The following is a 26,157-nucleotide window of genomic DNA, read 5'->3' on the forward strand; positions in this document are numbered from 1 at the left end:
TAAGCCGGTCCTCCACCGGGCGCACAGGCCCCTGACCTGCATCATTGTGAAATTCACCCCGACAACGTCCCGTAACACCCGTCCGACCACCCGACCGGTGAAGGGGTGCTATATGGCACACTAAGTCGTATGTCTAAACTACTGATCGGTTACGCACGCGTATCCACGGAAGAACAAGACCTCACCGCGCAGCGTGATGCACTTGCTGCCCTTGGTGTTGGCAGTGAACGAATTTACGTTGATCATGGCTTTACCGGCAGGAACAAGAACCGCGCCGGTCTCCGCGAAGCCTTGGCAGCATGTCGCGGCGGGGATACCTTCGTCGTGACCAAGCTAGACCGCCTTGCCCGTTCCGTCCGCGACGCCCACGAAATAGCCGACGACCTCGCCAGCCGTGAAATCAAACTCAACATCGGCGGCTCTGTCCACGACCCTACCGATCCAATGGGCAAACTACTTTTCAACGTGTTGGCCATGATCTCTGAGTTCGAAGCCGACCTGATCAGCATGCGTACTCGCGAAGGAATGAAAATCGCCAAGGCCAAGGGCCGCCTCCGCGGGAAACAACCAAAGCTCTCCATCAAACAAGAATTACACCTCCTCGAACTGCACGCTGCCGGTGAACACACCATGGGCGAAATAGCCGAGCTGTTCTCCATCGGTCGCTCCACTGTCTACCGGGCCATTGAACGCGGTCGCACAAGGGCAGCCATACATGGCCGAGAAATTCACTAGCTTCAGCACCGACGACCGTGTGCTCGCAGAACGCGTTCGCCTGATCGTGTCTGAAAATGCTCCGGGGCTGCTACCGAAGACCTAGTACGGCATGCCAGCCTATGCGAACAGCAACGGCAAGGTCATTTTCTGCGTCAAGAATTCGGGCAGCTTAACACCCGCTACCCGACCGCCGAGTTCGAGGACGCGGCACGCCTCGATGGCGGGGAGATCTAGCCTGTGTCCTAGGCACTGAAAACGTGGAGCCCGGCAGTTGAGAAAAAGTCACAGAAGTGGTGAAGGTCGCCGTCTCCTAGAAGGGACCGCTTTTAGGGCCGTGCTCGGCTGAACTCAGCCTCGGCTTTTACCTGCGACGATTGAACCATGACGTCTTCCCCCGCAGCCGCACCTCTTCCCGACCAGTCCGCCATCGCCGCTCAGGAGGCACCGCTGGTAAACGGGCGGGTCTTCATGGTGGCCGGACTCGGCGCACTGCTTTCGGCTTTGCTGCTCCTGCTCGGTTCCGGTGACCCCGCCACCATCAGCGCGCCCGTGTTCTTCCTGACCCCGATGATCCCGGCCATCTGCGCCGTACTGCTCTGGCTCTCGCTCAAGTTCACGCCCAAGACGGAGGCGCGCCGCCAAACCACGGCGGCTGCCGGGGCCCTTGCCATTGTGGGTGTGGTGTTCTTCTTCGTGGAATTCTCGGTCCGCTTTGAACTGAGCCTGTACTTCGCGCTCATGTTCCTGGCGTGGGGCGTCCGGCTCAAGTTCGCGCCACTCAGCTGGGCGGCACTGCCCTATCTGGCCGCCGCCATCGTACTGCGCGTGCTCGACTTCCCCGGCGAGGCGCTCGTCCTGGCCGTCCTCGGCGCCCTGACCATCGCCTGGGCGTTCTTCACCGGCCGCCGCAAGGCTGCCGCGGTTACTGCCCCGTAAAGCCGGGCTTCCGTTTGGCCGTGAATGCGGCGAACCCTTCCGCATAGTCTGTTGTAGCTGACAGGGCCACCTGCGCCTCGTTTTCACGTCCGACGGCGTCCCACAGTCCCAGCCGTTCCTGCCGGATCCGCGCAACAAGGGTTTTGCTGGCGTTGAAGGCCTGGGTGGGGCCGGTTGCGGTTTTCACTGCTGCCGCCCGGGTGAAGTCCAGCAGCCCGTCCACCGGCATGGCTCGGCTGAACAAACCGGAGGCCACTGCCTCGGCCCCACTCATGAGCTCCGAGGTGTAAATGAGGTCGAGAGTGCGGTGTGCGCCGAGCGTTTCGGTGAACAGCCAGTGCCCTCCCGAATCCAGCGTGGCGCCTAGGTTGCCGAAGGGCGAACCGAACTTGGCATTCTCTGCCACGTAGACCACGTCCGTGGCTATCAACAGGCCCAGCCCCACACCGAGGCACGCGCCCTGAGCTGCGGCAAAGGTGGGTGCCGGAAATGCCGCCATCTTGCGCAGCAACGGCAGTAGCAGTCCCTCGAGGTAACCGCGGGCATCATCGTTGGCGCCGTCCACCCCGGCAATGTCGCGGCCGGCACAAAACGCCCGTCCCTCACCTCTGATGAGCAGCGCCCGAACGGTGCCCGCGGAGGCGGCGGCAGCAGCGTCGTCGTACGCGGCGGACAGCTCCCCCAAGGCGGCCTCGTTGAATGAGTTCAGCTTTTCCGGGGCGTTCAGCACAATCTCGGCCACGGAATTGGCGATGGACAGCTCAATCACAGGTCCTCCTGGGGATCAGCCGTCGTAGTCAACTGTGACCTCCGGCGTGGTTGGGTGGGATTGGCAGGTGAGAATGTAGCCAGCTTCCAGCTCGTCGGGCTCGAGGGCGTAGTTTTCATCCATCGTCACGTCCCCGGACACCAGCTTGGCGCGGCAGGTGCCGCACACTCCCCCGGCACAGGCGAACGGCACATCCGAGCGCACGCGCAATGCGGCGTTGAGAAGGGATTCGCGGGCGTGGACGGGGCTGCGCAGCTCGGCGCGCAGGCCGTCCAAGGTGAACGTGAGCTTCCACGTTTCCTCGGAGGAGTCGATCAGGACCGGGCGCCCGTGCTGTCCGGCGGGACGGTCCGGGCTTCCGGTGGTGAACAGCTCGAAGCGGATGGCGTCGCGTGGGACGTCCCGTGCCGCCAGCACGTCACGGCAGAGTTGTACCAAATCGAAGGGGCCGCACAGGAACCACTCATCAACACCGTCCGCGTGGATGGCCGTGTCCAGCAGCGTTTCCAGCTTCACCGCATCGAGACGGCCGCTGAGCAGCGGGGAGATGCGCTGCTCGCGCGAGAGCACATGATGGAGGGCAAAGCGTCCCGGGTACCTGTCCTTTAAATCCGCCAGGTCCTCCAAGAACATCACGTCCATGGCTGCCTTGTTCGCGTACACCAGATCCAGCCGGGTCTCATTGTTGCTGGCAAGCAGCGACTTTGCCAGCGCCATGACCGGTGTGATGCCGGAGCCTGCCGCAATGGCCACATAGTTTCCGGCGTGGCGGGCCAGCTCCTCCGGGTGGTTCATACTGTTCAGGATGTTCACGCCACCGTTGACGGCTGCCCCGGCGTGGCGGGAGACGAATGCGCCCTGGGGGCTCATGACCTCAATGACTTCCCCGGCGGCGAGTTCGGCGTTGGCCCAGGTGGAGAACTGCCCGCCGATGTCGCGCTTGATGGCAACTTTCAGTTCCGAGCTGCCGTCCGGGAATTGCACGGGGACGGCGCACAGGGAGTAGCTGCGACGCAATTCCCGGAGCACACCGGCCTCGTCGCGCATTTTCAGGCGCAGGGCCACGTACTGGCCGGGCAGATAATCGTAATGACCGGCGAGCTTGGCGGGGACTGTGAAGGTGACCTCGATGGCGTCCTCGGTCAGCCGCCGCACCTCGGTCACGGTCAGTGTGTGGAACGAGGCCCTGCGCCGGGCGGTGGCGTTCGCTGGGATGCTCATCAGATCACCTTGAAGTAGTCGAACGGTTCTCCGCAGCCGCGGCAGCAGTAGAGCGCCTTGCAGGAGGTGGAGCCGAAGCGGGAGATTTCGCGGGTGTCCAGGGACTGGCAGTGCGGGCATTTCACCTGCAGGGCCAGCCGGATGGGGCCGCTGTGCCCGCCGGCATGGGAGCTTCCGCTGGGCGGGGCGATGCCGAACTTTTCCAGTTTGTCCCGGCCTTCGGCGCTCATCCAGTCTGTGGTCCAGGCCGGGGCCAGCACGGTCACGATCTCCACATTAGATACGCCCGCCTTCTCGAAAGCGCTGCGCACGTCGGCACGGATGACATCCATGGCAGGGCAGCCGGAATACGTGGGCGTGATGGTGACCCGGACCCCGGTTGCGTTGGAGTGTACGGTGTCCACCCCCACGTCCACGGCGCGCAGGATGCCGAGGTCCGCGATGGTGAGGACTGGAAGTTCGGGGTCGCACACGGTGGCGGCGATGTTCCACGCCGTTGCCTGGTCCACCGCGTTTACTGATTTGTGTTTTGTCTGGGCCACGGCGCTCTTCGTTTCAGCCACGGCGCTCACCAGCTTGCCCCGGGATATTCGCGGGCCAGGACCTGCATTTCCGCCAGCAGGTACCCCAAGTGTTCCGAGTGCCGCCCATGCCGCCCGCCGCCGGTGGCCATGGGGTGCGCGGGAACCTCCAGCCCGGCCTCCGCCAGGACAGCAGCAGTGGCCCGGTCAAATTCTTCCTTCAGACTGGAAGGCACGACGCCGGCGTCCCCCACTTCCGCAATCAGCGGATCGTCTTCGAAGAGCTCGCCAACAAACGGCCACATCATCTCCAGCCCTGCGATCATGCGGCGGTTCGATTCCTCCGTGCCTCCGGCGAGGCGCAGCACCCATTGGGTGCTGTGGTCCAAGTGGTAGTCGACCTCCTTCACGGCTTTTCCAGCAATGGCCGCCAGCATAGGGTCGCTGGAGCGGGTCAGCTCCCTATATAAGAGGTACTGGTAGCTGGCGGCAATGAATTGGCGGGCAATCGTGACGGCGAAGTCGCCGTTGGGTTGTTCAAAGAGATGGGCTGAGCGGAATTCAGGCTCGCGGCGGTAATAGGCCAGATCGTCTTCGCTCTTGCCCCATGCGGCACCCGCATAGGTGAGGAAGGAGCGGGCATGGCCCAATTGGTCCAGTGCAATGTTGCCCAGCGCTACATCTTCTTCCAGTTCTGGCCCGCGAGAAATCCAATGCCCTAGGCGCTGGGCCAGGATGAGGGCATCGTCGCCAAGCCGGAGCGCATATTCGGCCACGGCTTCGCGCGGATGCGCCGTTCCTTCGGCTGCTGCCAGCGCAATATCTTCGGGACGCAACGCATTGCCGGGCGTGATCCTCGTGGCGGAGGCGGAGCTGTCGCCGAGAGAGTAGGGCGTGGGGTTCCGGTGAGGGGAGCCGGTGGGGATCATAGGTGTTTCACCCCTTCACTCTTCACGTAGTAGGTGGCGTGACGGTAGTCCTTGCCTTGCGGGGATTCGAAGAACGAGCCCTTTGAATCGGGGTCGGAGGCTGCGATGGCATCGGAGGGGACCACCCAGATGGACACGCCTTCATTGCGCCGGGTATAGAGGTCGCGGGCATTACGCAGCGCCATGGCGGAATCGGGGGCGTGCAACGAACCGGCGTGGACATGGCTCAGTCCACGGTTCGACCGGACAAAGACCTCCCACAGGGGCCAAGCCCTGGCACCCAAGGAGGCGCCCGGCGTCGAACTTTCAGAAGGGGAAGCGGGAGAATTGGGGGTCATGGCTACGCGGCCTCCCTGTCATTCGAAGCGGACTGTTTGGCAGCGTAAGCGGCGGCTGCCTCACGAACCCAGGCTCCGTCGTCGTGCGCGGCACGGCGGCGTTCCATACGCTGGGCATTGCAGGGGCCACGGCCGGCCAGGACCTCTTTGAACTCTGCCCAATCGAGCGGGCCGTAGTCCCAGGACTTGGTGTCCTCGTTGAAGCGGACGTCAGGGTCCGGCAGCTCGAGCTCCAGGACCTTGACCTGCTCGGCGAGCATGCCTACAAAGCGGGAACGGAGCTCGTCATTGCCAAATCTCTTGATGTTCCAGGCCATGGATTTGCTGGTATTGGGCGAATCGGCGTCCGGCGGGCCGAACATCATCAGCGACGGCGCGTACCAGCGGTTCACGGCATCCTGCGCCATGGCCTTCTGCCCGGGTGTGCCGTGGGAAAGCTCCAGCAGGATCTCGAAACCCTGGCGCTGGTGGAAGGATTCCTCCTTGCAAATACGCACCATGGCCCGGGCATACGGGCCGTACGACGCCCGGCACAACGGCACCTGGTTCGTGATGGCGGCACCATCCACCATCCACCCAATGGCGCCCATGTCCGCCCAGCTCACGGTGGGGTAGTTGAAAATGGAGGAGTACCGGGCCTTGCCGGCCAGGAGAGCCTCCGTCATCTCATCCCGGGTGGTGCCCAGGGTTTCCGTGGCGGAGTACAGGTACAGCCCGTGCCCGGCCTCGTCCTGCACCTTCGCCATGAGGATGGCCTTGCGCTTCAGGCTGGGGGCACGCGTGATCCAGTTGGCCTCCGGCTGCATGCCAATGATCTCCGAATGCGCGTGCTGGGACATTTGCCGCACCAGCGCATGGCGGTAGTCGGCGGGCATCCAGTCCTTCGGCTCAATCCGTGAATCCTTGGCGATGACTGCATCAAAGTTGGCTTGCCCGGCGTCATCGACGGCCTGATTCTCTGCCATGGTCTCTCCATTCAGGGCGGCCATTTATAATTACCGACCGTTCGTTCAGGATATAGTGGAGTGCATGGGCAGTCAATGAATCTACGCAGCCTTTGCAGGGCATCCCAAGGTGGCGGAGTGATTCCATTGACAGGCCGCGCACAAGGGTATTACCTAATGAACATTCGGTAGGAAACTTTGGGAGCACACATGGCTGCGGTTGATTCAGGCGTAGGGACCGAAGCGGGGCCCGCCCATGCGATCCTGCTCAATGACCGCGCGTCCAAGTGGCTCGGTATCGAGGTGCTCGAGGTGGCAAATGGGCATGTGGTCATCGCCATGACGCTGCGCGAAGAAATGATGAACGGTTTTGGTTCCACTCACGGCGGGATGATCTTCGCCTTCGCCGATTCCGCGTTTGCCATGGCCTGCAACCCTCCCGGCGGGGACGGGGACAGCGTCACTGTTGCCTCCGGCGTCGACATTAATTTTCTGACACCAACACACACGGGCCAGCGCCTCACAGCCGTCGCGACGCTGCGCCAGCAACAGGGGCGCAGTGGGCTGTACGACGTGCAGGTCTTCACCGGTGATGCCGATTCCCCCACCGTGGTTGCGGAATTCCGTGGCCGCAGCCGTACCATCCCCAAGAAACACCCGCACTGAAAGGCCCATCCCATGACCAGCACAAGCAATGAACAAGGGGCCGATCCTGCCCAGCTGGACCCCGCCGAGCTCATGAGCCGCGACGAGTTAGCGGCGTTGCAGCTCACCCGACTCCAACAGAGCGTGGCATGGGCCTATGACCGAGTGCCCCTCTACAAGCGCAAGTTCGACGACGCCGGCGTCCACCCCTCCGACGTGAAGGAACTGGCGGACCTGGCGAAATTTCCGTACACCACCAAGGAGGACCTGCGGCAGGAATATCCCTTTGGCATGTTTGCCGTGCCGCAAAGCCAGGTGGTGCGCATTCATGCCAGTTCCGGCACCACCGGCCGGCCCACGGTGGTGGGGTACACCAAGAACGACATCAGCATGTGGGCCTCGCTCGTGGCCCGGTCCATGCGTGCCTCGGGGGTCCGTCCTGGCATGAAGGTCCACAACGCCTACGGCTATGGATTGTTTACGGGAGGCCTAGGCGCGCACTACGGTGCCGAGGCGCTGGGCACCACAGTGATTCCCATGTCCGGCGGGCAGACGGAGAAGCAGGTGCAACTGATTCTGGACTTCGATCCCGACGCCATCATGTGCACGCCCACCTACTTATTGACCATCATGGATGCCATGGCGCACGGCGGGATCGACCCGCGGACCACCTCGCTGAAGTTTGCCGTGTGCGGCGCCGAACCATGGACGGAAGAGATGCGGACGGAATTAGAGACGGGCATGAGCCTGGACGCGTGCGATATCTATGGGCTGTCCGAGGTCATGGGGCCGGGGGTGGCCGGTGAATGTGTGGAGACGAAGGACGGCAACCATGTGTGGGAGGACCATTTCATCCCGGAGATCGTGGACGCCTTTGACCACACCACGGCGCTGCCGGACGGCGAAAAGGGCGAGCTGGTGTTTACCTCGCTGACCAAGGAAGCAATGCCCGTCATCCGGTACCGCACCGGGGACCTCTCCCGTCTCATGCCGGGCACAGCCCGCCCGGCCATGCGCAGGATGGAGCGCATCTCCGGACGCAGCGACGACATGATCATCCTGCGCGGGGTGAACATGTTCCCGTCACAAATTGAGGAAATTGCGCTGCGCATCCCGGAGCTGAGCCCGCACTTCCAGCTGGAACTGACCCGCACCGGGCGCCTCGACCAGCTGACCATCCACATTGAACCGAGGGAGAACACCAGCGCGGAGGAGCGCACTGGTGCCGCTGCCACGTTGCAACATCACATCAAGGCCACCATCGGCTCCTCCTGCACCGTGGACGTGGTGGAACCTGGCTCCCTGGCACGCTCCAACGGCAAGCTGCGCCGCATCTACGACAACCGCCCCGAGCCCTGACCCGCTGACCTACCCACCCCCGTGAGAAACTAGGAAACATGCCCAACTCCGCCCCCACCGGTACACCCGCACCTCCCGTCAAACGCGGCAGGCCTGGGTATGACCAGCAGTCAGTGCTGCGAATTGCCGTGGACGTTTTCAACAAGCACGGCTACGAGGCCACCTCCATGGGGATCCTCGCCGAGCAACTGGGCATCTCCAAATCCGCGATCTACCACCACTTCCCATCCAAGGAAGAACTGTTGCGCCAGGCTTTGGAGGAGGCGCTGGGTGGCCTCGAAGCTATGTTGATGCTCGACGGCGCCACGTCCGGAGCGCCCGAAGCCCGCCTCGAGTTTGTGCTGCGGGGGATGATCGCGGTGCTCGCGGACCGACTCCCCTTTGTCACCTTGCTGCTGCGGCTGCGCGGAAACACGGAGATGGAACGGGATGCGATGGCCCGCCGGCGCACCTTCGACCGCGCCATGACCGCACTTGTTGCAGACGCCCAGAACTCCGGAACGCTTCGGGATGACATCGAAGCCGCCTCCATCAGCAGACTGCTTTCCGGAACCATAAATTCAATCGTTGAATGGTACCGGCCAGGCGGGAAACTCACTGCCGAACAGCTAGCCGACGACGTGCTGGCCATGTCCTTTCAGGGGCTGCGCCGCTAATTCGGCCAGCTGCCGGCACAGCCGCTTCCTGTTCGAAATAGCTGATGAGAGGTAATTTTCCCGAACGATTCCTCCACAGTTCGAATAGTTTCTAGAGTTTTCCACATTTCATATATTTCACCGAACAATGTCAGTGCCTACGCGTAATGTTTGTCCTATGGAGACGACGGCAAAGGAGCCCGGTTACACCGGATCCCGGCAGGACGGCAGGGCAGTTGATGGACATGTCCACCATCTGCTGGCACTTGCCGAAGCGCTCGCCACATCTGCCGCCACACGCACGGATCCCAAGGCCTTCGTTGCCGCCCCCTTGGGCGTTGAGCTTGCTTCTCTTACGGACAACGATGTCGCGGCGTGGTCGCAAACCCTTGAGCACTTGAACCGCTTCCTGCAGGGGCTGATCGTACACACCTCCGGCGAACTGGCCGAACGCATTTCAGCCGGACGGTACCAGGAATCCGGGGCACGGACACCCGCAGACTTCCTGAGTTCATCCTTGAAGCTGAGCCGCGCAGAAGCCAACAACCGGCTGCGGCTGGCGCAAAGGTTCCTGCCGTCCACCGACCCACTGACCCACGTGGAGACCGAGCCCAGCCAGCAAACTCTCGGATCGGCCCTCTTCTCCGGCAAAGTATCCATAGAGCAGGCGCTGGTGGTGTCCGGTTTCGTCGACAAAGCCAGCCATCTAGCCAAATCGGGAGTTGTTGATGCCCAAGATGTGTCTTCACTTGAGAGCACGCTCAGCGAACACGCCGAAGTGGAGCCGCCGTATTTCCTACGGCATCTGGGCATCAGAGCGCTAGCGCTGCTTGACCCAGACGGGGAAAAGCCATCCGAGTCGCAACGGTTGGCAAAACAAGGACTTTCCTTCCACCGCCCGTATAAGGGGTGGGTCAGGATGGACGGCTACCTGACCATCAACCAATATGAACAAACAATGGCATGCATCGACTGGGCAACGAACCCCAAGCGGGCGGACAACCAGAGCGAGGAATCTTCCCAATCCCCCACCGAGAACGAGGCGACTCCGGGCGGCACCGGGGCGCAGCCTCCTCAGGAAACTCTGTTGCGGACTCTTCTCGGTGACACCGGTACGGGCCCATCTGCGCCCACAACAGGGCCAGGATGGCGCAGGCGCTTAAATCCGGACGAAATCCCGCCGCGACCGCCGGATGCACCTCCCCATGCGTCACCTCCGGTTCACGAAGGCGATTCATGGTTCTGGATTCCAGGTATCCCGGATCCTGGCCCCCAACCTTCGCCCAAGCAATGGCCCCCACCAGCAAGCCACGCAGCGCAGGAAACCGCAGAAAATTCCGGTTGGTCAGGATCGGATCTCGATGACACGGGTTATCTGGAAGAGGGTGGCTCCGCCGACGGAAGTTCCGCGGAAAGTACGGAACCGTGGCCACATCTGATCAATGGCGTCTCGGTTCCTGCACCAGGATCTGAAGATGCCCTACCCGGGTTGAGCCCCATCGATCCTGATAGCACTGATCCTGCAGTCAAGGACCGGCGCACTCGGGCACAAATGTTGTTGGACGGCATGCTCCATTGCCTCGCTATGGCTGCAGGTACGGGCAAATTGCCCCTGAATGGCGGGTTGAAGACCCAGCTGTACCTGTCACTGACACAAGATGATTTGGACTGCCGCAAGGGAGCGGGGAGTATCGATTCCCCCTACAGCGGACAAGTACCCCTGGCGCTGTTCAACGAAGAAGTGTGCGGCGCTGAAGTCACGGAAGCATTGCATGATAGCAACGGAGCAATCCTGGATGTCGGCCGTACGCAACGGCTTTTCACCTTCGCACAACGGAAAATTCTCGTGGCCAGGGACATGGGCTGCGTGTTCCCCGACTGCATGGCACCGCCGCAATGGACCCAGGCCCACCACATCATCCCTTGGCAGGACGGTGGGCACACCAGCATCGATAACGGAGTCTTGTGCTGCAGCCTGCATCATCATTACCTGCACGACAGGGGATGGACGGTCAGGCTCGACGGCGGCACCGCATGGTTCACGCCTCCTTGGTCCGAAGACATGACCCGCAGGGAACGCCGCAACACCTACCACCACGACCGTGGCCGTCACTAACCGCCCGCATCAGGGGTAAAGCGTGTTTTCCTTTTCCACGAGGGTCAGGACATCGTAGCTGGCCACGATGTCGCCGTTTTGATTGTGCAGCACAGTGTCCCAACACACCTCACCGTAGTCATCGGTGACGCGCGGACTGATTTGCTTGGCCGTGAGGGTAACCCGAATGGAGTCCCCGGGCGCGACCGGTGTCAAAAAGTGCAGGTTCTCCAGACCATAGTTAGCCAGGACGGGCCCCGGCGCGGGCTCGACAAACAGCCCGGCAGCCCAAGACACCAACAAATAGCCGTGTGCCACGATGCCCGGGAAGAACGGGTTCTTCTCCGCGGCAACCGGGTCCGTGTGGGCGTAGAACGTGTCGCCGGTGGACTGGGCAAATGCCGTGATGTCCGCCAAGGTGACCTGCCTCAGCCCCGACGCGAACGCGTCCCCGATCCGCAACTCCGCGAGCGACTTCCGGAACGGGTGCACAGCACCTTCCATCCCGCCATACTCGGGGTCACCAGCAACAACACGATCAGCGCCTGCGTGCCACACCCCGGTCACGGCCGTGAGCATGTTCGGCGAACCCTGGATGGCGGTGCGTTGCATGTGGTGCATGACCGAACGGATGCCGCCCAGTTCCTCACCGCCGCCAGCTCTACCCGGCCCGCCGTGCACCAGGTGCGGAACCGGTGAACCATGCCCGGTTGAGCTGCGTGCATCCTCCCGGTTAAGCATCAGCACGCGGCCGTGGTGCCCGGCAATACCCGTCACCACGGACCGGGCAAAGTCGGGATCGTTTGTGCAGACGGTCGCCACGAGGGAGCCGGCCCCCAGCGCCGCGAGCCGGACCGCCTCGGAGGCGCCGCCGTCGTGCATGGAAAAACCCAGCACCCCGCACACCGGGCCGAATGCCTCCAGGGTGTGCACGGCGGGGGAATCGGGGTCGGCCCAGTCCAGCAGGACCGGGGACATGAACGCGCCCCCACCGGCAGAACCAACGTCAGGGGCATCGAGCGTCCCCCAGGCGAGCGTGCCCCCGGAGTGGAGCATGGTGTCGACGGCGGCGCGAACGGAGGAGAGCTGGTCGAGGGAGGCGAGCGCGCCCATCGTGACGCCTTCGGTGCGCGGGTCCCCCACCACCACGCGCCCGGCCAGCCGGGCACCGATCGCCTCCATCACTGCCGGTTTCAACTGCTCCGGGACGATGGCACGGCGCACTGCCGTACACTTTTGCCCGGCCTTGACGGTCATTTCCGTAACCACAGAGCGGATGAACGCATCAAATTCCGGGGTCCCCGGCACGGCGTCGGGCCCAAGGATGGCTGCGTTGAGCGAGTCCGTCTCGGCGTTGAAGCGGACCCCTCCGGCGGCCACGTTTGGGTGTGCGCGCAGCAAGTTGGCGGTACTGGCGGAACCGGTAAAAGAGACCATGTCGCGGTAGTCCAGCGCGTCCAGGATGCTGCGGGCCGGGCCGGACAGCAGTTGGAGCGAACCCGGGGGCAGTATCCCGGATTCCACCATCATGCGCACGCCGGCAACGGCCAGTTCCATGCTGGGGGTGGCTGGTTTCACCACGGTGGGCACGCCGGCAATGAACGCCGGTGCAAACTTTTCCAGCATGCCCCACACGGGGAAATTGAAGGCGTTGATCTGCACAGCCACGCCGGGGATGCGTGTGTAAATGTGCTCTCCGGCAAACGAGCCGTCCTTGCTGAGCACCTCCAGAGGCCCGTCCACAATGACGTTTGAGTTGGGCAGTTCACGCCGGCCCTTGGAGGAATACGTGAACAGCACGCCAATGCCGCCGTCAATATCCACCATGGAATCACCCCGTGTGGCGCCGGTCCTGGCGGAGATCTCATACAGTTCCTCACGCCGACCGTTCAGATATGTGGCCAGTTCGCGCAGCTTCAAGGCCCGCTGGTGGAGGGTCAACTTCCCGAGCTCAGCCTGCCCCGTTGTCCGCCCATAATGTACTGCAGCGCTCAGGTCTAGGCCTTCGGTTGACACCCGTCCCAGCACCTCCCCCGTACTGGCGTCCAACGCCTCGGTGCCGCCGGATCCTTCCGGTACCCACCATTTGTCCTGGACATAGCTGGGCATCATTTCAATTGTGGTGTTCATGGTGCATTCCTTCGCTCGATTTCGGGCTCAGTCCAGTCGAAAAATCCCTTGCCAGTTTTACGTCCCAACTCGCCACGGGCCACCTTGTCGCGCAAAATCTGCGGTGGCGCGAATCTCTCCCCCAACATCGCTGCCAAGTACTCGGCAATCTCCAATCGCACATCCAGGCCCACGATGTCCGTGGTGCGCAGCGGCCCGGTCTGGTGCCGGTATCCGAGCACCATGGCCGCGTCGATGTCCTCCGCCGAGGCCACGCCCTCCTCCAGCATGCGCATGGCCTCCAAGGCCAGCGCCACCCCCAGCCGAGAGGAGGCGAACCCAGGAGAATCACGGACGACGACGGCCGTCTTGCCGAGTGCCTCAACCCACCCTTTCGCCGTGGTCGCTAGTGCGGGTGCAGTTTGTTGGCCCAGCACCACCTCCACCAGCGACGAGGCAGGAACCGGGTTGAAGAAATGCAGACCCACGAAGTTCTCGGGGCGTTGCAGCCCCCCGGCGAGAACGTTGATGGATAGGGAGGAGGTATTGGAGGCCAGGTACGCCTGCGGTGCCAGCTGTTTTTCTACCATTTGCAGGGCGGAGTTTTTCAGGTTCAGCTCCTCAGGCACGGCCTCCACCACGAGGGCGCAGAGGGCAAAGTCTGTGGAACTGGTGGAGACGGTCAGACGGGCGAGGATTTCGTCAGCACTGCCACGTTCGGCAGTGGGTTCCGGGTTCCGTTCGAGCGAGCCAGCCACCGACTTCGCCACCCTCGCGCGGGCCACAGCTGCCGCCTCGGCGTTGCGCTCCACCACAACTACAGCGCAGCCAGCCATGAGGAACGCGTGTGCGATCCCTGCCCCCATGCGCCCACCGCCGAGCACCCCCACAAGCTGTGGAAGGACTGGAGAGTGCGATAGCGTTGGCGAAAATGGCCCCAAAGGTGGGATAGCGTCTGATTGGGGCGGGGTCATTTCGTTTTCCTTCGGTCTAGGAAGGCCTGCATGCGCTCAAACTTCGCCGGAGACTCAAATAGCTCCGCCTGCTCCTTGTTGTCCGCCTCCGGGTGCGCGTCGCGGGGCAGGTGGAACACGCGTTTGGTGGCCTGCAGCGCCAACGGGTCCTGAACGCAGATCCGGTCCGCGAGGGCGTGGGCCGCAGCCATGAGTCCGGCTGATTCCACGAGTTCGGTGATGAGTCCGGCACGCAGACAGCCCTCGCCAGTGAGGATGCGTCCGGCCAACAGCATTTCCTTCGCGACGGGCTCCCCCACGAGTTCCTTCAGCCGCCACGTAGCGCCGGCCGCGGCCATGATCCCCAGGCCTGCTTCCGGTTGGCCCATGCGCAGGGCTCGGGTGCCAATGCGGAAGTCGGCCGCGTAAGCCAGCTCGGCCCCGCCACCCAATGCGTACCCATCTAGGGCCGCAATGACGGGCAGGGGCAGGCGGGCAATCCGCTCAAACAGCCCGGAATTAATGCCGGCCAAGGCATCCTCCCGGCACCGCTCCTTCAGCTCGGCAATGTCCGCGCCGGAGGCAAAAACGCCCTTCGTGCCAGCGGCTTCATCCGCCGGGGTGCCGGAGAGGATGAGCACTTTGGGTTCCGCTTCCAGCATCGCGCAGACGGTGTTCAGCTCCGCCACCATGGCCGCATCAATCGCGTTGCGCACCTGCGGCCGGTTCAGCCGGACGGCAACACGGTCCGCAGACTCGGTGACCAGCAGCGTGGCGAAAGTTTTGGGCAGGAGGTGGTGCTCGGCGCGCTCCATCAGAGTCCCTCTACGAGCAGTGCGGCGCCTTGGCCCACGCCGACGCACATGGTGGCCAGACCCAGCCCGCCACGGGCTTCGCGTTCCAGCCGCCCCAACAGCGTGATGACAATGCGTGAGCCGGAGGAGCCCAGCGGGTGTCCCAGGGCGATGGCGCCGCCGTCAAGGTTGACGGTGCCGGGGTCCAGTCCGAGCTCGCGGATGCAGGCCAGGGACTGTGAGGCGAACGCTTCGTTGAGTTCGACGGCGGCGAGCTGGCTAACGCCGATCCCTTGCCGTTCGAGGAGCTTGCGGGTGGCTGCGACGGGGCCCATGCCCATGATTTCCGGGGCGAGCCCGGCCGTGGCGCCGCCGACGATGCGGGCGCGCGGGATCAGCCCGTACCGTTTTACGGCGGCTTCGGAGGCGACGAGGATGGCGGAGGCACCATCGTTCAGGGTGGAGGAGTTGCCAGCCGTGACCACAGTGCCGCCGCGCACCACCGGCCGGAGTCCGGCCAGGACGCTGGCGGTGGTGTCGGGGCGTGGCCCTTCGTCGTCAATGACCATGGTGTTGCCGTTGCGGCCGGGGACTGTGACGGGCACGATTTCAGCCGTGAAGTGGCCGGCGGCAATGGCTGCCAGGGCGCGTTCGTGGGAACGGAACGCGAAGGCGTCGCAGTCCTCGCGGCTGGTGTTGAACCGGCGGGCGACCTCCTCGGCGGTTTCGGTCATGGAGAACGTCATTTTGCCGTCGCGGGACAGCTCGCCGGAGAGGAAGCGCGGGTTGGTGAAGCGCCAACCTATGGAGGTGTCGAAGCTGGCGCCGGGCTTGGCGAAAGCCTTCTCCGGTTTTGCCATGACCCAGGGCGCGCGGGACATGGATTCCACGCCGCCTGCCACCACTAAGTCCGCATCGCCGGCGCTGACCATGTTTCCGGCCAAGGTAATGGCACTCATGCCGGAGGCGCACAGCCGGTTGACTGTGATGCCGGGGACGGTGTCCGGGAAGCCTGCCAGCAACCATGCCATGCGGGCCGCGTTGCGGTTTTCCTCCCCTGCCCCGTTGGCGTTGCCGAGGATCACCTCGTCCACGGCGGCCGGGTCGATCCCGGTGCGGGCGACGAGTTCCCGGACCACGAGAGCGGCGAGATCGTCGGGGCGAACGCTGGATAGCGCTCCCCCATAACGGCCCACGGGCGTGCGCACGCCATCCACCAGGAACGCCTGCGGCACCTTTTGTGACATGGCCACACCCTTCACGGATCACGTGGGTGTGCGGAACGGCGGCGGCCTTCCGCACGGCACGGCCAGCATCATTACCGACCGTTCGTTCTATAAATATTCCATGCGCCGGGCAGGCGGTCAACCACCCCGGCCGGAAGGATCTAGCGCAAGGCCGGGGAGTTGGCTGGGACCAGGACCTTGACGGCTTGCAGCAGCACCCCGATCTCCGCGGGCAGGGGTGCAACCAGCTCGCCGTCGGCGTATACGTTGAGGGGCTTGCTGGCCTTGATGGTCACGGCGGCGCCCCGACTGAACGTGATGTTGCGCTGGCCCAGATGCGCGCCGCGGTAGGAGCGCAGGAAGGTGGCTGCCACGCCCAAAATTCCCGCCCGGCCCAGGGACACCACATCCAGCTGGCCATCGTCCACCTTGGCCTGCGGACAAATCCGCAGCCCGCCGCCGTACTGGCCCACATTACCCACAGCTACGAACCAGCCGGGAAACACCGCCTGGCGCCCGTCCACGGACAGCGTGAACGTCACGTTTTTCCAGTCCAGGAACGCCTTGAGTCCGCCATAGAGGTAGACGAACGGGCCCAGGTTCAGACGCGCCGAGTTGCCATATTCGTTGGCCAGGCCGTCAAAGCCAACATTCGCCACACCAAGATACGGCCGCCCGTTCACGGTTCCCATGTCCAGGTCCCGGGTGACCAACCGGCCGAGGCTGCCAATGGCTTTTACCGGGTCCAAGGCCAGCCCAAGACGGCGCACGGTGTCATTGCCGCGGCCACCTGCCAGCGGCAGCAAGACGGCCCCCGACTCCTTAGCACCTGCGGCACTGGCACCTAGAAAGCCGTCGCCACCCAGCACCGCGACGATGCTGCCTGCTGCTGCGGCGCGGGCGTGTTCGGTGGCATCGGCCAGGTTCTCCGTGATGTGGACGGTGGGCGTGAATCCTGCGCCTTCCAAGGCTGCAACCGTGCGTGGCAGCAGCTTCATGCTGCGGCCGTGACCCGACGTCGGATTGACCAGAAGTAGGATGGGCCCGCCACTTATATCAGGACTCCCCGGCCTGCCACGTTGGGCACTCATTGCGCGCCTCCCCTACCGAAGGCCCCGGAGGCTGCCAGGGCAAGGATCTGCGCCACACGCTCCCTCGCCTTGTCTGCGTCAGCGGGCACAAAAGCCAGCCGGGTGCGCCGCTCAAGTAGGTCTTCTACGGTGGCGGCGCCCTCGGCGAGCACTGCGAACAGGATTTCCGCACCGGTAATGTCGGTCCCTTCAAACAGGGGCTCGGCAAGGATGGTCTCCAGCAGCGCAAGCTCGTGGACCTCAACAGCTTCGGTGCCGTATTTCGCCACCAGCCGGGCTGGCACAGGGAGGTTCCGCAGCACTGTGGCCGGCGCCGCCCCTACCAGCGGCAGGGTTTTGGTGCGGCACTGCGCGCTGGAGCCGAGCCGTCCCACAACTGCATCCACCGCGTCTTGGGCCATGCGCCGGTACGTGGTCATTTTTCCGCCCACAATGGTGATGGGCATGCCCGGCTCGTTGCGGACCAGGTGGCGTCGGGAGATGTCGGAGGTGCCGTCAAACCCGTCACCATGAGCAGCCTCGGCCAGGGGCCGCAACCCGGCGAAGGTTCCCACAACGTCGTCGTGCGTCAGGGGCACCGCCAGGGTGGCATTGACAACGTCCAGGAGGAAGTCGACGTCGTGCGGCGGCACCAGCGGATGGTGTCCGTCCGCGCTGTGGTCTTCCTCATCGGTGAGCCCAATGTAGACCCGGCCGCCGGGTTCCGGGAGCACAAAGACGTAGCGGCCAAAGTGCCCCGGCACGGCCACAGTGTGCGCGGCGTGAGGCCGGCCGAGCCGCTCCGCCCGGACCACCAAGTGGGTGCCGCGGCTGGGCGTGACGGTCAGGCCGGGGTCAAACTCGGCAGCCCACACACCCGTCGCGTTCACCACGGAACGGGCCCGGATGCGCAGGGGCGCACCGTTGCGCACATCGACGGCGTCGACGGTTTCCGCCGTCATGGCGGTTGCCCGGACGTCGCGCAGGATGTGCGCGCCAAGCCCGGCCGCAGTGCGTGCAACACCCACAACGAGCCGGGCATCATCCACTACTTGGCCGTCCCAGTACAGGTAGCCGCGCCGCAGTTTGGCGACATCGAGGCCGGGAGCCAGCGCGGCAACAGCCTGGCTGGAAAGCAGCTGCGGGCGTGGCAGAACCTTGCTGCCCAATCCGGAAAGGCGCCGCAGGGCGTCATAAATAACTGTCCCAAAACCGGCCACCAACCCTTCCCAGACCGGTGCGCTGCGGGCATCCGGGATGACAAAACCTAGTGGCCGAATCAGGTGCGGGGCAATGGTGGCCATGAGCCAGCGCCGCTCCCTTGCCGACTCCCAAGCCACGGGGAACTCCATTTTTGCCAGGTACCGCAGTCCGCCATGGACCAGTTTGGAGCTGTAGCCGCTGGTCCCAGATGCGAGGTCGCCGCTCTCAATCAGCGCCACGCTCAGGCCCCGACTCACCGCATCCAGCGCCACTCCCGCCCCGGTGATGCCGCCGCCCACCACCGCCACATCCACCATGTTTTCGGCCACGTGCACCAGCGAGCTCTGCCTGGTGGTCTCGTTGATCCAGCTGGAGTTCGGCGTCATGATTGGCTGCCTTCGCCTGTGACGTTCGAGGGCGTGAGGTAGCGTTCCAGCATTTTCGTCAGCTCTGTGAGGGATTCCTCGAAGGCGCCCATCCGGAACAGGACCCGGCAGGACAGTGCGAGTCCCTGGACGGCGAGCAGAAGCATTGTGGCCGTGCCTTCTGCGGATTCAATGCTGCCGTCCCGGACACCGGAATCCAGCAGCTCATGCAGTTGGTCAAGGATGAGCTGCTGGCTGGCCCCAAGCCTGTCGGTGACGTAGGGGATCAGAAATTCCGGGTCACGTTCGGCTATGGAACCCAGCAGGTCGGAGGTGGCGAAGACCCGCACACTTTCCACGGCGAAGTGGACCAGCTGTTGGCGGCCGGTACCAGCCGGGGTTCCGGTCTGCACTGTTGAGGTGTAGGCCCGAAACTCCTGCGTCAGGGCCGCCAGCACTGCGTTCTCCACGGATCCCATGCGGCGGTAAAACGTCATGCGGGAGATGCCTGCGCGCTCGGCAATGTCGTTGGCCGTGGTGCGCCGCACCCCGTGCAGCACCACTGACTCCCTGATCGCGGCGATCAGCTTTTCATCCGGCATCTTTTCATCTACCGGCAAGATGGTACGTTGAGATGCCATGTGTCACACTGTATCCCATGGTGACCCACGTTACAGATGAAGTTCCCCGCTCTGTTTGGTATGGCTGGGGTGACCCCTCCCGGGGGAAACCACTGGGGTCGCACGCCTTGGAATTCCTGCGTCGCACACTCAAATTGGGCAGCGTCGCCCAGAATCACCCACCGGTGGAGCTGTCCGATGTGCGTGTTGGACCTGTCACCTTGGCCGATGACGTAGTGACGCAATTGCGGGCCATCACGGGAGCAGACCACGTTGCCACCGACGCCACCACCCGCATCCTGCACGCTGGCGGAAAGAGCACACCAGACCTGATCCGGCGCCGCAGCGGCGACGCGCTGGATGCTCCCGACGCCGTCGTCTTTCCCGGCACCGCCGAAGAAGTCCGCGCAGTCTTGGCCCTCTGTGTGCAGCGAAAACTGGCTGTTGTCACCTTTGGTGGCGGCACGTCCGTGGTGGGCGGCGTGGAACCGCTGCGGGGACGTTTTGCCGGCGTCATCACCGTAGACATGGCGCGCATGGACAAGCTGCTTCATGTGGATTCGTTGGCCCGGACGGCAACGTTTGAGGCCGGCATCCGCGGCCCGGCCATTGAGGCTGCGCTTGCCCCATATGGCATGACGCTGGGCCATTTTCCGCAGAGTCATCAGGAGGCGACGCTGGGCGGATACGTGGCCACCCGCTCCGCAGGCCAGGCCTCAACCGGTTACGGCCGCTCCAATGATCTGGTCAAGTCCGCGCATCTTGAAACACCTGCCGGTGCGTTCGACGCAGGCTCCCCGGCCCCCGGAACGGCCGCCGGCCCCAAGTTGCTGGATGTGGTGGTTGGCAGTGAAGGGACCTTGGGCGTCATCACGAGTGCCACGGTCAAGGTGGTGCCCGTGCCGGCGCAGAAGGTGTACGGATCATGGGCCTTTCCCTCTTTTGAGGCAGGTGCAGAGGCCCTGCGCAGGCTCAAGCACGACGGCGCACGAGGTGACATTCCGCATGTGTGCCGGTTGAGCGATACGGATGAAACGGCGTCGACCTTTAAGCTGGGCGGTTGGAAAACCGGGGCACTGGCACGTTATCTGGGCATTCGCGGGCAGAAGACACCGGCCATGGCGCTGTTCGTGTGGGAAGGTGACGCGCGGGAAAACAGGGCAGGCAAGCGGCGCAGCGCCAAGATCATGCGGGCCGCTGGCGGCATTTCCATGGGCCCGTTGCCTGGAAAGTCGTGGGAGCACGGGCGGTTCAGCGGCCCGTATCTGCGCGATGAGCTGCTCACGCGCGGCGTGTATGTGGAGACGCTGGAGACGGCGGCCACGTGGGGACTGCTAGCGGGAACGTACGCCAGTGTCAGGGCGGCCATCCTCGATTCCCTGCAGATAAACGGCGCCGCAGCGTACGTGCAGACCCACATTTCGCACGTCTATTCCGACGGCGCATCCCTGTACTTCACATTCCTGTCCGGTCTGGAAGCGGATGGCCTGGCCCAGAACGCGCGGGTGAAGGCGGCGGCGTCGGGAGCCATTGTTGCCGCCGGCGCCACCATCACCCACCACCACGCCGTCGGAATAGACCACGCACCGTACATGGGTGCCGAGATCGGGGAGTTGGGCATCAAGGTGCTGGCTGGCATCAAGAACACCCTGGATCCCGAAGGCATCATGAACCCCGGCAAGCTGATTCCCCGTACCACCGCACCTCCCGTCACCACCTCCCCCACCACAAAGGAAACCCCATGAGCAACACCCTCGAAAACCTTTCCGGCCAGACCATCCTGATCACTGGCGCCGCCATGGGAATGGGCAAAATGTACGCCCACCTGGCCGTGGCGGACCACGCCGCGCATGTTGTGTTGTGGGACATCAATGCTCAGATGCTGGAGCAGGCCGCAGCGGAAATGCGCGGGCGCGGGGCTGAAATTCACGCCTACGCGGTGGATGTCAGCAAGCTCGAAGACATTGAGGCGGCCGCACAGAAGGTGCGGGATGAGGTGGGCACCCCGGACGTCCTGATCAACAATGCCGGCATTGTGCGTGGCAAGTACTTTTGGGAGCACGACCAGCGCGCAGACATTGTCGCCACCATGTCCATCAACACCCTGGCCCTGATGCACATCACCCGCGAATTCCTGCCGGAGATGATTGCCGGAGGCAGGGAGTCGCGGATTGTCAACGTCGCCTCAGCCGCGGGGCTGCTGGCCAATCCCCGGATGAGTGTCTATTCCTCCTCCAAGTGGGCCGTGATTGGCTGGAGCGATTCCCTGCGGCTGGAGCTGAAGCAGGCCGGCCACAACCAGATCAAGGTCACCACATTCTGCCCCTCCTACATCAAAACAGGCATGTTCGAAGGTGCCCGCGGGCCACTGTTCACCCCTCTCATGGAACCGGCAGCTGTCACGGAGCGCGTGTGGCGGGCCATGAAGGAAGGCACGCCCATGCTCATGATGCCTTGGACCGTGAAGTTGAGCACGGCCCTGCGTGGAGTGCTGCCGATCGCGGCATGGGACGTGGTGGCCGGACGCGTTTTTGGCGTCTACAAGTCAATGGAGCATTTCACGGGCCGCAAATAACTCCCGGCTCTCTGCTGTTGGCTGACACCCCGCCGCATTTCATGCCTCCCTCTATAGAGTGGATTCCATGACTCTTGCTGATGTGAATACTGCGCCCGATTCGTCTCCCACACCCCCGGTTGCCAAGAAGGTTCCCGTGGAGCGCACCCACCACGGCGATACTTTTGTGGATAACTACGAATGGCTGCGGGAGAAGGAAAACCCGGATGTGGTGGCGCACCTGAACGCCGAGCAGGCGTACACGGACGCCGTCACGGCCGGTCAGGAGCAGTTGCGCACGGACATCTTCAACGAGATCAAGAACCGTACCCAGGAAACCGACCTGTCGGTGCCCAGCCGCAAGGACGGCTGGTGGTACTACTCGCGCATGGTTGAGGGTCAGTCCTATGGCATCCAGTGCCGGGTGAAGGCCGAAAGTAACGGCACTCTTGAGGATTGGACCCCGCCGCTGGTGGAGCCGGGTGTTCCGGTGGATGGCGAGGAAATCTTGCTGGACGGCAACGCAGAAGCGGAGGGCCAGCCCTTCTTCTCTCTTGGCGGCGCCGCCGTGACCCGCGACGGGAACCTGTACGCCTACGCTGTGGACAATGCAGGAGACGAGCTGTTCACCATTCGCATCAAGGATCTGCGCACCGGGGAACTGTTGAACGAAACCATTGAGAACGCCTTCTACGGATTGGCCTTCTCCCCCGATGGGCGCACCCTCTTTTACGTACTTGCCGATGATTCATGGCGTCCGCACCAGATCAAAACCCACGTCCTGGGCACACCGGTAGAGAGCGATCAGATCCTCTACCAGGAGGACGATGTGGCCATGTGGACCGGGTTTGGTCTCTCCGCTGACCGCCGCCACCTCATGATCAGCATCGGCTGCTCCGAATTCAGCGAGACCCGCCTGCTGGACTTCGCCGCCCCGGAAAAGGGCCTGCAGGTGCTTATCCCCCGCAGTGCCGAGATCCTGTACGACGCCGAACCTTTCCTTTTAGACGGCACCGAAAAGGTCCTTCTCACCCATGACCGTGACGCCGTGAACTCCATGATTTCCCTGGTTGACGCCGCGGAGTTCAGTAAGCCTGTGGAGGAACAAACGTGGGCCACAGTGGTTGCCCACGATGACGCCGTTCGCATCAACGGGGCCACAGTCACCGCCACCCATATGGTGGTCTCACTGCGCAAGGACACCATTGAGCGTATTCAGGTGACCGCGCTGGAAGGGTTGGGAACGCCCGGCCAGAGTGCCGCCGTCGAGCCTGTCTTTGACGAGGAGCTGTACACCGCGGGCATGGGTGGGAGCGAGTATGAATCCCCCGTCATCCGGCTGGTCTACACTTCCGATTTCACCCCGCCGCGCGTCTACGATTACGTGCTGCCCGCCGCGGGTGCCGAGGGTGAGCTGCTGCTGCGCAAGGAAACTCCGGTGCTGGGCGGCTACCGATCCGAGGATTACCTGGCCACGCGTGAGTGGGCCACTGCCAGCGACGGCACACTGGTTCCGCTGTCCGTGCTGCGCCGCGCGGACCTGACCCGGGACGGTTCAGCCGCCGGAGTGGTGTACGGCTACGGTTCGTATGAGGTCAGCATGGATCCCGGCTTCGGTGTGCCGCGGCTGTCGCTGTTGGACCGCGGCGTGGTGTTTGTCATTGCGCACGTGCGCGGCGGCGGCGAGATGGGCCGGCACTGGTACGAGGACGGCAAGAAGCTAAACAAGAAGAACACCTTCAGTGACTTTGTGGCAGCGACCGATTGGCTGGCAGCGTCCGGCTGGGTAGATCCGGCGCGGATTGGCGCCATGGGCGGCTCGGCCGGCGGGCTGCTCATGGGCGCCGTGGCGAACCTGGCCCCGGAAAAGTATGCGGCCATTGTGGCGCAGGTGCCTTTTGTGGATGCCTTGACCACTATTTTGGATCCGGAACTGCCCCTGTCAGCACTGGAGTGGGAGGAATGGGGCAACCCCATCACGGACCCCAACGTGTACAAGTACATGAAGGACTACACGCCGTACGAGAACGTGCGCCCCGTGGCTTACCCCAAGATCGCGGCCGTCACCAGCTTCAATGACACCCGTGTGCTGTACGTGGAACCAGCCAAGTGGGTGCAGGAACTGCGTGCCGTTTCCACCGGCTCGGCGCCGATTGTCATGAAGATTGAGATGGATGGCGGCCACGGCGGGGCATCGGGCCGCTACGAGGGCTGGAAGACCCGGGCGTGGGACTACGCGTTCCTGGCCGACGCGATCGGCGCCACGGAACTGCGCTAAACCGGGGAACTTACGCTAAACCGGGCCGGGCACACAAAGGACGGTGTTCGCGGGTAAAGACGGCGGCCTACCACCGTCTTTACCCGCGAACACCGTCGTTATCCGTTAACGCCGCCCGAACCGGCGGCACCGAATCGGCCTTGGTTAGAAGACTGCGGTGAGCGGGTTCCACCCGTTTCCCACTTGGGCCTTGGGCAGCCAGCCACCAGCACCATTTCCCGGATACAGCCACAAACCACCCACAGCATCCCGCTCCAACACATCCGCACGGCCATCACCATTGAAATCCCCCGGACTCAACAACGCCGTAAACACGCCCCACCCGTTTCCCACCCGCACCCTGGTTGCGAAGCCACCGCGCCCGTCGCCGTCATAGGACCACAGCTTCCCGGCTGTGTCGCGGGCCAGGATGTCTGAGGTGCCGTTGCCGTTGAAGTCACCGGGAGTGAACATCGCGTTGTAAATGTTCCAGCCCCCACCAACACGCACCTTGGGCAGCCAACCAGCGCTTCCATTGGCGGGGTAGAGCCATAGGGTTCCGCCCGCATCCCGCGCCAGCACATCTCCCAACCCGTCGCCATTGAAGTCGGTCAGGTAGTTCGTTGCCCCATTGCCAAACGCACTGGGAATTGTGGCGGCCTTGAGTTGGAGCACCTTCAAGGCTGCCGCGTTGATCACTGCGGCAAAGGACGGACTGGCCTTCGCCAGGTTGAACACGGCGCCGTACATGGCGGGGATGCTGGCGGGGTTGGCACACAGGAGCATGGTGCCGCCTGCGTTGAAGAAGCTGGTTGCCCGGGTGGCGAGCGACCACGGTGCCAGCTGTACCGCGTTGCAAAGGTCATCGGAGATGATCACGCCGTTGAAGCCGATGTTTCGGCGCAACATGGTCTCCATGATGGTCGCCGAAAACGGGCCGATATGGTTGGGGTCGATCTTGTCGTAGTAGGCACTGGAAATCATGACCATGCCAATACCTGCGTTGACGGCCGCCTGGAACGGCTGCAGATAAGCATCGTTGATGGTGGTGAGCATGTCATGGACATTGCCCGTCACATCGGTGTTGGCCGTGACTCGACCGAGCCCAGGGAAGTGCTTTGCCGCAGTGACGAGACCGGCCTGTGCCATGCCGTTGTTGAAGGCTAGCCCGTGGCTGGAAACTGTTTGTGGCGCATATCCGTATTCACGTTCGTAGTAACCGATGGGGGCGTTGGAGGGGGCAAACGCGGCGCTCGGCACAGTGTCAAGCACGGGCGCCAGGTTCAGGTTCAGCCCGGCCGCCGCCAATTGCCGGCCCCACGCCAGGGAATTGGCCTGTAGGGTGGCCGGCGCCTGGGTTCCTTGGGACAGTGCTGTGGGGATTGTTGAGAACCCCGGCCCGCTCAGGACCTGGACATAGCCACCCTCCTGGTCGGTGCCCACGAGCAATTTGACGCTGCCCGTGGAGCTAGGGGAAACCTTACTGGTCATGGCCCTGACCACGCCTGCCGTTGTTGTAGTTCCCGTAGCACTGCGGCCGGAGAGGTACACATTTCCCACATGGTTGGCGGAAATCTCTGAAAGGGTAGCTGCGGAAGCTCCCGTGGCACTGGCGGAGACCATGAAGATTTGGCCGATGCGCTGTTGCATCGTCAGGTGGGCTAGTTGCACCGACGGCGACACTGTTGTGGTGAGCGCAGCTGTTGTGGTGAGCGCAGCTGTTGTGCTTGGCAAGGACACGGCAACGGTGGCTTCTCCCGGGGCGGGGCCGGCACCGAAGGAAGCGACGAGGGCTGCGGCAGTTACACAGCGGGCCAGTCTGCTGACAATGATTCGCATGGTTCACGCGGCTTAGGGTGGCAATACTGGGTTGCGTTTAACCTTACGGCCTTGGCCG

23 protein-coding genes are annotated in these 26,157 nt (G+C 63.6%); 9 read left to right on the plus strand and 14 right to left on the minus strand.

Annotated elements, in window-relative coordinates:
* Positions 1-129: 129 nt before the first annotated feature.
* Positions 130-735, plus strand: a complete 606-nt coding sequence (locus RY113_RS09570) for a recombinase family protein (RefSeq protein ID WP_315914388.1) — start codon at positions 130-132, stop codon at positions 733-735.
* A gap of 363 nt (positions 736-1,098) precedes the next feature.
* A complete protein-coding gene (locus tag RY113_RS09575) occupies positions 1,099-1,653 on the plus strand; it encodes a hypothetical protein (protein ID WP_110105409.1) in 555 nt (184 codons plus the stop codon).
* Here RY113_RS09575 and RY113_RS09580 read toward each other — a convergent pair.
* The 6 genes from RY113_RS09580 to paaA are packed head-to-tail and all read right to left on the minus strand — an operon-like array spanning position 1,640 to position 6,396.
* Positions 1,640-2,422, minus strand: coding sequence for an enoyl-CoA hydratase-related protein (locus RY113_RS09580; RefSeq protein ID WP_315914389.1), 783 nt, complete (start codon positions 2,420-2,422; stop codon positions 1,640-1,642). The genes RY113_RS09575 and RY113_RS09580 overlap by 14 nt on opposite strands.
* A 15-nt stretch (positions 2,423-2,437) precedes the next feature.
* Entirely contained in the window at positions 2,438-3,643 is a 1,206-nt protein-coding gene (paaE, locus tag RY113_RS09585; protein WP_315914390.1) for a 1,2-phenylacetyl-CoA epoxidase subunit PaaE, read from the minus strand.
* Positions 3,643-4,185: a 1,2-phenylacetyl-CoA epoxidase subunit PaaD gene (gene paaD / locus RY113_RS09590; protein WP_315914628.1), complete on the minus strand. Its 543-nt coding sequence runs from the start codon at positions 4,183-4,185 to the stop codon at positions 3,643-3,645. Before paaD ends, paaE begins: the two co-directional genes overlap by 1 nt.
* Positions 4,186-4,211: 26 nt before the next feature.
* Entirely contained in the window at positions 4,212-5,093 is an 882-nt protein-coding gene (paaC, locus tag RY113_RS09595; protein ID WP_315914391.1) for a 1,2-phenylacetyl-CoA epoxidase subunit PaaC, read from the minus strand.
* Complete coding sequence (gene paaB / locus RY113_RS09600) at positions 5,090-5,431, minus strand: 1,2-phenylacetyl-CoA epoxidase subunit PaaB (RefSeq protein ID WP_315914392.1); 342 nt, start codon at positions 5,429-5,431, stop codon at positions 5,090-5,092. Before paaB ends, paaC begins: the two co-directional genes overlap by 4 nt.
* Positions 5,432-5,433: 2 nt before the next feature.
* Positions 5,434-6,396, minus strand: coding sequence for a 1,2-phenylacetyl-CoA epoxidase subunit PaaA (gene paaA, locus RY113_RS09605; protein WP_396334233.1), 963 nt, complete (start codon positions 6,394-6,396; stop codon positions 5,434-5,436).
* Positions 6,397-6,585: 189 nt separating this feature from the next.
* Between paaA and paaI the strand changes: the two genes are divergently transcribed.
* The 4 genes from paaI to RY113_RS09625 all read left to right on the plus strand — a co-directional run bounded on the left by paaI (position 6,586) and on the right by RY113_RS09625 (position 11,130).
* The gene (gene paaI / locus RY113_RS09610; RefSeq protein ID WP_315914394.1) at positions 6,586-7,041 is read left to right on the plus strand and encodes a hydroxyphenylacetyl-CoA thioesterase PaaI; all 456 of its coding nucleotides are present in this window, start codon (positions 6,586-6,588) and stop codon (positions 7,039-7,041) included.
* A 12-nt stretch (positions 7,042-7,053) separates the two neighbouring features.
* Complete coding sequence (gene paaK, locus RY113_RS09615; protein WP_315914395.1) at positions 7,054-8,379, plus strand: phenylacetate--CoA ligase PaaK; 1,326 nt, start codon at positions 7,054-7,056, stop codon at positions 8,377-8,379.
* Between the two features lie 38 nt (positions 8,380-8,417).
* Positions 8,418-9,035 carry a TetR/AcrR family transcriptional regulator gene (locus tag RY113_RS09620; protein WP_110105401.1) on the plus strand — a complete coding sequence of 206 codons (618 nt, stop codon included), beginning with the start codon at positions 8,418-8,420 and terminating at the stop codon, positions 9,033-9,035.
* A gap of 157 nt (positions 9,036-9,192) precedes the next feature.
* Positions 9,193-11,130 (plus strand): DUF222 domain-containing protein, encoded by a 1,938-nt coding sequence (locus RY113_RS09625; protein ID WP_315914396.1) that lies wholly within the window; start codon positions 9,193-9,195, stop codon positions 11,128-11,130.
* Positions 11,131-11,139: 9 nt separating this feature from the next.
* Here RY113_RS09625 and paaZ read toward each other — a convergent pair whose 3' ends face one another.
* The 7 genes from paaZ to RY113_RS09660 form a co-directional block, all read right to left on the minus strand.
* The gene (paaZ, locus tag RY113_RS09630) at positions 11,140-13,239 is read right to left on the minus strand and encodes a phenylacetic acid degradation bifunctional protein PaaZ (RefSeq protein ID WP_315914397.1); all 2,100 of its coding nucleotides are present in this window, start codon (positions 13,237-13,239) and stop codon (positions 11,140-11,142) included.
* The gene (locus RY113_RS09635; RefSeq protein WP_315914398.1) at positions 13,236-14,192 is read right to left on the minus strand and encodes a 3-hydroxyacyl-CoA dehydrogenase family protein; all 957 of its coding nucleotides are present in this window, start codon (positions 14,190-14,192) and stop codon (positions 13,236-13,238) included. Before RY113_RS09635 ends, paaZ begins: the two co-directional genes overlap by 4 nt.
* A complete protein-coding gene (locus RY113_RS09640) occupies positions 14,189-14,986 on the minus strand; it encodes an enoyl-CoA hydratase/isomerase family protein (RefSeq protein WP_110105396.1) in 798 nt (265 codons plus the stop codon). The genes RY113_RS09635 and RY113_RS09640 overlap by 4 nt, the downstream gene beginning before the upstream one ends.
* Positions 14,986-16,200 carry an acetyl-CoA C-acyltransferase gene (locus tag RY113_RS09645; RefSeq protein WP_315914630.1) on the minus strand — a complete coding sequence of 405 codons (1,215 nt, stop codon included), beginning with the start codon at positions 16,198-16,200 and terminating at the stop codon, positions 14,986-14,988. The genes RY113_RS09640 and RY113_RS09645 overlap by 1 nt, the downstream gene beginning before the upstream one ends.
* A gap of 152 nt (positions 16,201-16,352) precedes the next feature.
* Entirely contained in the window at positions 16,353-17,282 is a 930-nt protein-coding gene (locus tag RY113_RS09650) for a diacylglycerol kinase family lipid kinase (protein ID WP_315914399.1), read from the minus strand.
* Positions 17,279-18,850 (minus strand): glycerol-3-phosphate dehydrogenase/oxidase, encoded by a 1,572-nt coding sequence (locus RY113_RS09655; protein ID WP_315914400.1) that lies wholly within the window; start codon positions 18,848-18,850, stop codon positions 17,279-17,281. Before RY113_RS09655 ends, RY113_RS09650 begins: the two co-directional genes overlap by 4 nt.
* Positions 18,847-19,470 carry a TetR/AcrR family transcriptional regulator gene (locus RY113_RS09660; RefSeq protein ID WP_110105392.1) on the minus strand — a complete coding sequence of 208 codons (624 nt, stop codon included), beginning with the start codon at positions 19,468-19,470 and terminating at the stop codon, positions 18,847-18,849. The genes RY113_RS09655 and RY113_RS09660 overlap by 4 nt, the downstream gene beginning before the upstream one ends.
* 17 nt (positions 19,471-19,487) lie before the next feature.
* Between RY113_RS09660 and RY113_RS09665 the strand changes: the two genes are divergently transcribed.
* The 3 genes from RY113_RS09665 to RY113_RS09675 all read left to right on the plus strand — a co-directional run bounded on the left by RY113_RS09665 (position 19,488) and on the right by RY113_RS09675 (position 24,281).
* Positions 19,488-21,194, plus strand: a complete 1,707-nt coding sequence (locus RY113_RS09665) for an FAD-binding oxidoreductase (RefSeq protein WP_315914401.1) — start codon at positions 19,488-19,490, stop codon at positions 21,192-21,194.
* A complete protein-coding gene (locus RY113_RS09670; protein WP_315914402.1) occupies positions 21,191-22,024 on the plus strand; it encodes an SDR family oxidoreductase in 834 nt (277 codons plus the stop codon). Before RY113_RS09665 ends, RY113_RS09670 begins: the two co-directional genes overlap by 4 nt.
* A 67-nt stretch (positions 22,025-22,091) precedes the next feature.
* Positions 22,092-24,281: a S9 family peptidase gene (locus RY113_RS09675; protein ID WP_315914403.1), complete on the plus strand. Its 2,190-nt coding sequence runs from the start codon at positions 22,092-22,094 to the stop codon at positions 24,279-24,281.
* Between the two features lie 144 nt (positions 24,282-24,425).
* On the opposite strand, the gene RY113_RS09680 is transcribed toward RY113_RS09675, so the two are convergent.
* Entirely contained in the window at positions 24,426-26,099 is a 1,674-nt protein-coding gene (locus RY113_RS09680) for a glycoside hydrolase family 3 N-terminal domain-containing protein (protein WP_315914404.1), read from the minus strand.
* Positions 26,100-26,157: the final 58 nt, after the last annotated feature.

It is taken from the genome of Arthrobacter sp. lap29 (assembly GCF_032458965.1).
In the GTDB taxonomy this organism is placed as follows: domain Bacteria; phylum Actinomycetota; class Actinomycetes; order Actinomycetales; family Micrococcaceae; genus Specibacter; species Specibacter psychrochitiniphilus.

Excerpts from the sequence above, each read along its gene's own strand:
- RY113_RS09655 (WP_315914400.1), bottom strand. The coding sequence starts at position 18,850 with ATGACGCCGAACTCCAGCTGGATCAACGAGACCACCAGGCAGAGCTCG.
- paaK (WP_315914395.1), top strand. The coding sequence starts at position 7,054 with ATGACCAGCACAAGCAATGAACAAGGGGCCGATCCTGCCCAGCTGGAC.
- RY113_RS09635 (WP_315914398.1), bottom strand. The coding sequence starts at position 14,192 with ATGACCCCGCCCCAATCAGACGCTATCCCACCTTTGGGGCCATTTTCG.
- paaA (WP_396334233.1), bottom strand. The coding sequence starts at position 6,396 with ATGGCAGAGAATCAGGCCGTCGATGACGCCGGGCAAGCCAACTTTGAT.
- paaC (WP_315914391.1), bottom strand. The coding sequence starts at position 5,093 with ATGATCCCCACCGGCTCCCCTCACCGGAACCCCACGCCCTACTCTCTC.
- RY113_RS09650 (WP_315914399.1), bottom strand. The coding sequence starts at position 17,282 with ATGAGTGCCCAACGTGGCAGGCCGGGGAGTCCTGATATAAGTGGCGGG.
- RY113_RS09680 (WP_315914404.1), bottom strand. The coding sequence starts at position 26,099 with ATGCGAATCATTGTCAGCAGACTGGCCCGCTGTGTAACTGCCGCAGCC.
- RY113_RS09575 (WP_110105409.1), top strand. The coding sequence starts at position 1,099 with ATGACGTCTTCCCCCGCAGCCGCACCTCTTCCCGACCAGTCCGCCATC.
- RY113_RS09620 (WP_110105401.1), top strand. The coding sequence starts at position 8,418 with ATGCCCAACTCCGCCCCCACCGGTACACCCGCACCTCCCGTCAAACGC.
- RY113_RS09670 (WP_315914402.1), top strand. The coding sequence starts at position 21,191 with ATGAGCAACACCCTCGAAAACCTTTCCGGCCAGACCATCCTGATCACT.
- RY113_RS09640 (WP_110105396.1), bottom strand. The coding sequence starts at position 14,986 with ATGGAGCGCGCCGAGCACCACCTCCTGCCCAAAACTTTCGCCACGCTG.
- paaB (WP_315914392.1), bottom strand. The coding sequence starts at position 5,431 with ATGACCCCCAATTCTCCCGCTTCCCCTTCTGAAAGTTCGACGCCGGGC.
- paaZ (WP_315914397.1), bottom strand. The coding sequence starts at position 13,239 with ATGAACACCACAATTGAAATGATGCCCAGCTATGTCCAGGACAAATGG.
- RY113_RS09570 (WP_315914388.1), top strand. The coding sequence starts at position 130 with ATGTCTAAACTACTGATCGGTTACGCACGCGTATCCACGGAAGAACAA.
- RY113_RS09625 (WP_315914396.1), top strand. The coding sequence starts at position 9,193 with ATGGAGACGACGGCAAAGGAGCCCGGTTACACCGGATCCCGGCAGGAC.
- RY113_RS09660 (WP_110105392.1), bottom strand. The coding sequence starts at position 19,470 with ATGGCATCTCAACGTACCATCTTGCCGGTAGATGAAAAGATGCCGGAT.
- RY113_RS09675 (WP_315914403.1), top strand. The coding sequence starts at position 22,092 with ATGACTCTTGCTGATGTGAATACTGCGCCCGATTCGTCTCCCACACCC.
- paaI (WP_315914394.1), top strand. The coding sequence starts at position 6,586 with ATGGCTGCGGTTGATTCAGGCGTAGGGACCGAAGCGGGGCCCGCCCAT.
- paaE (WP_315914390.1), bottom strand. The coding sequence starts at position 3,643 with ATGAGCATCCCAGCGAACGCCACCGCCCGGCGCAGGGCCTCGTTCCAC.
- RY113_RS09665 (WP_315914401.1), top strand. The coding sequence starts at position 19,488 with ATGGTGACCCACGTTACAGATGAAGTTCCCCGCTCTGTTTGGTATGGC.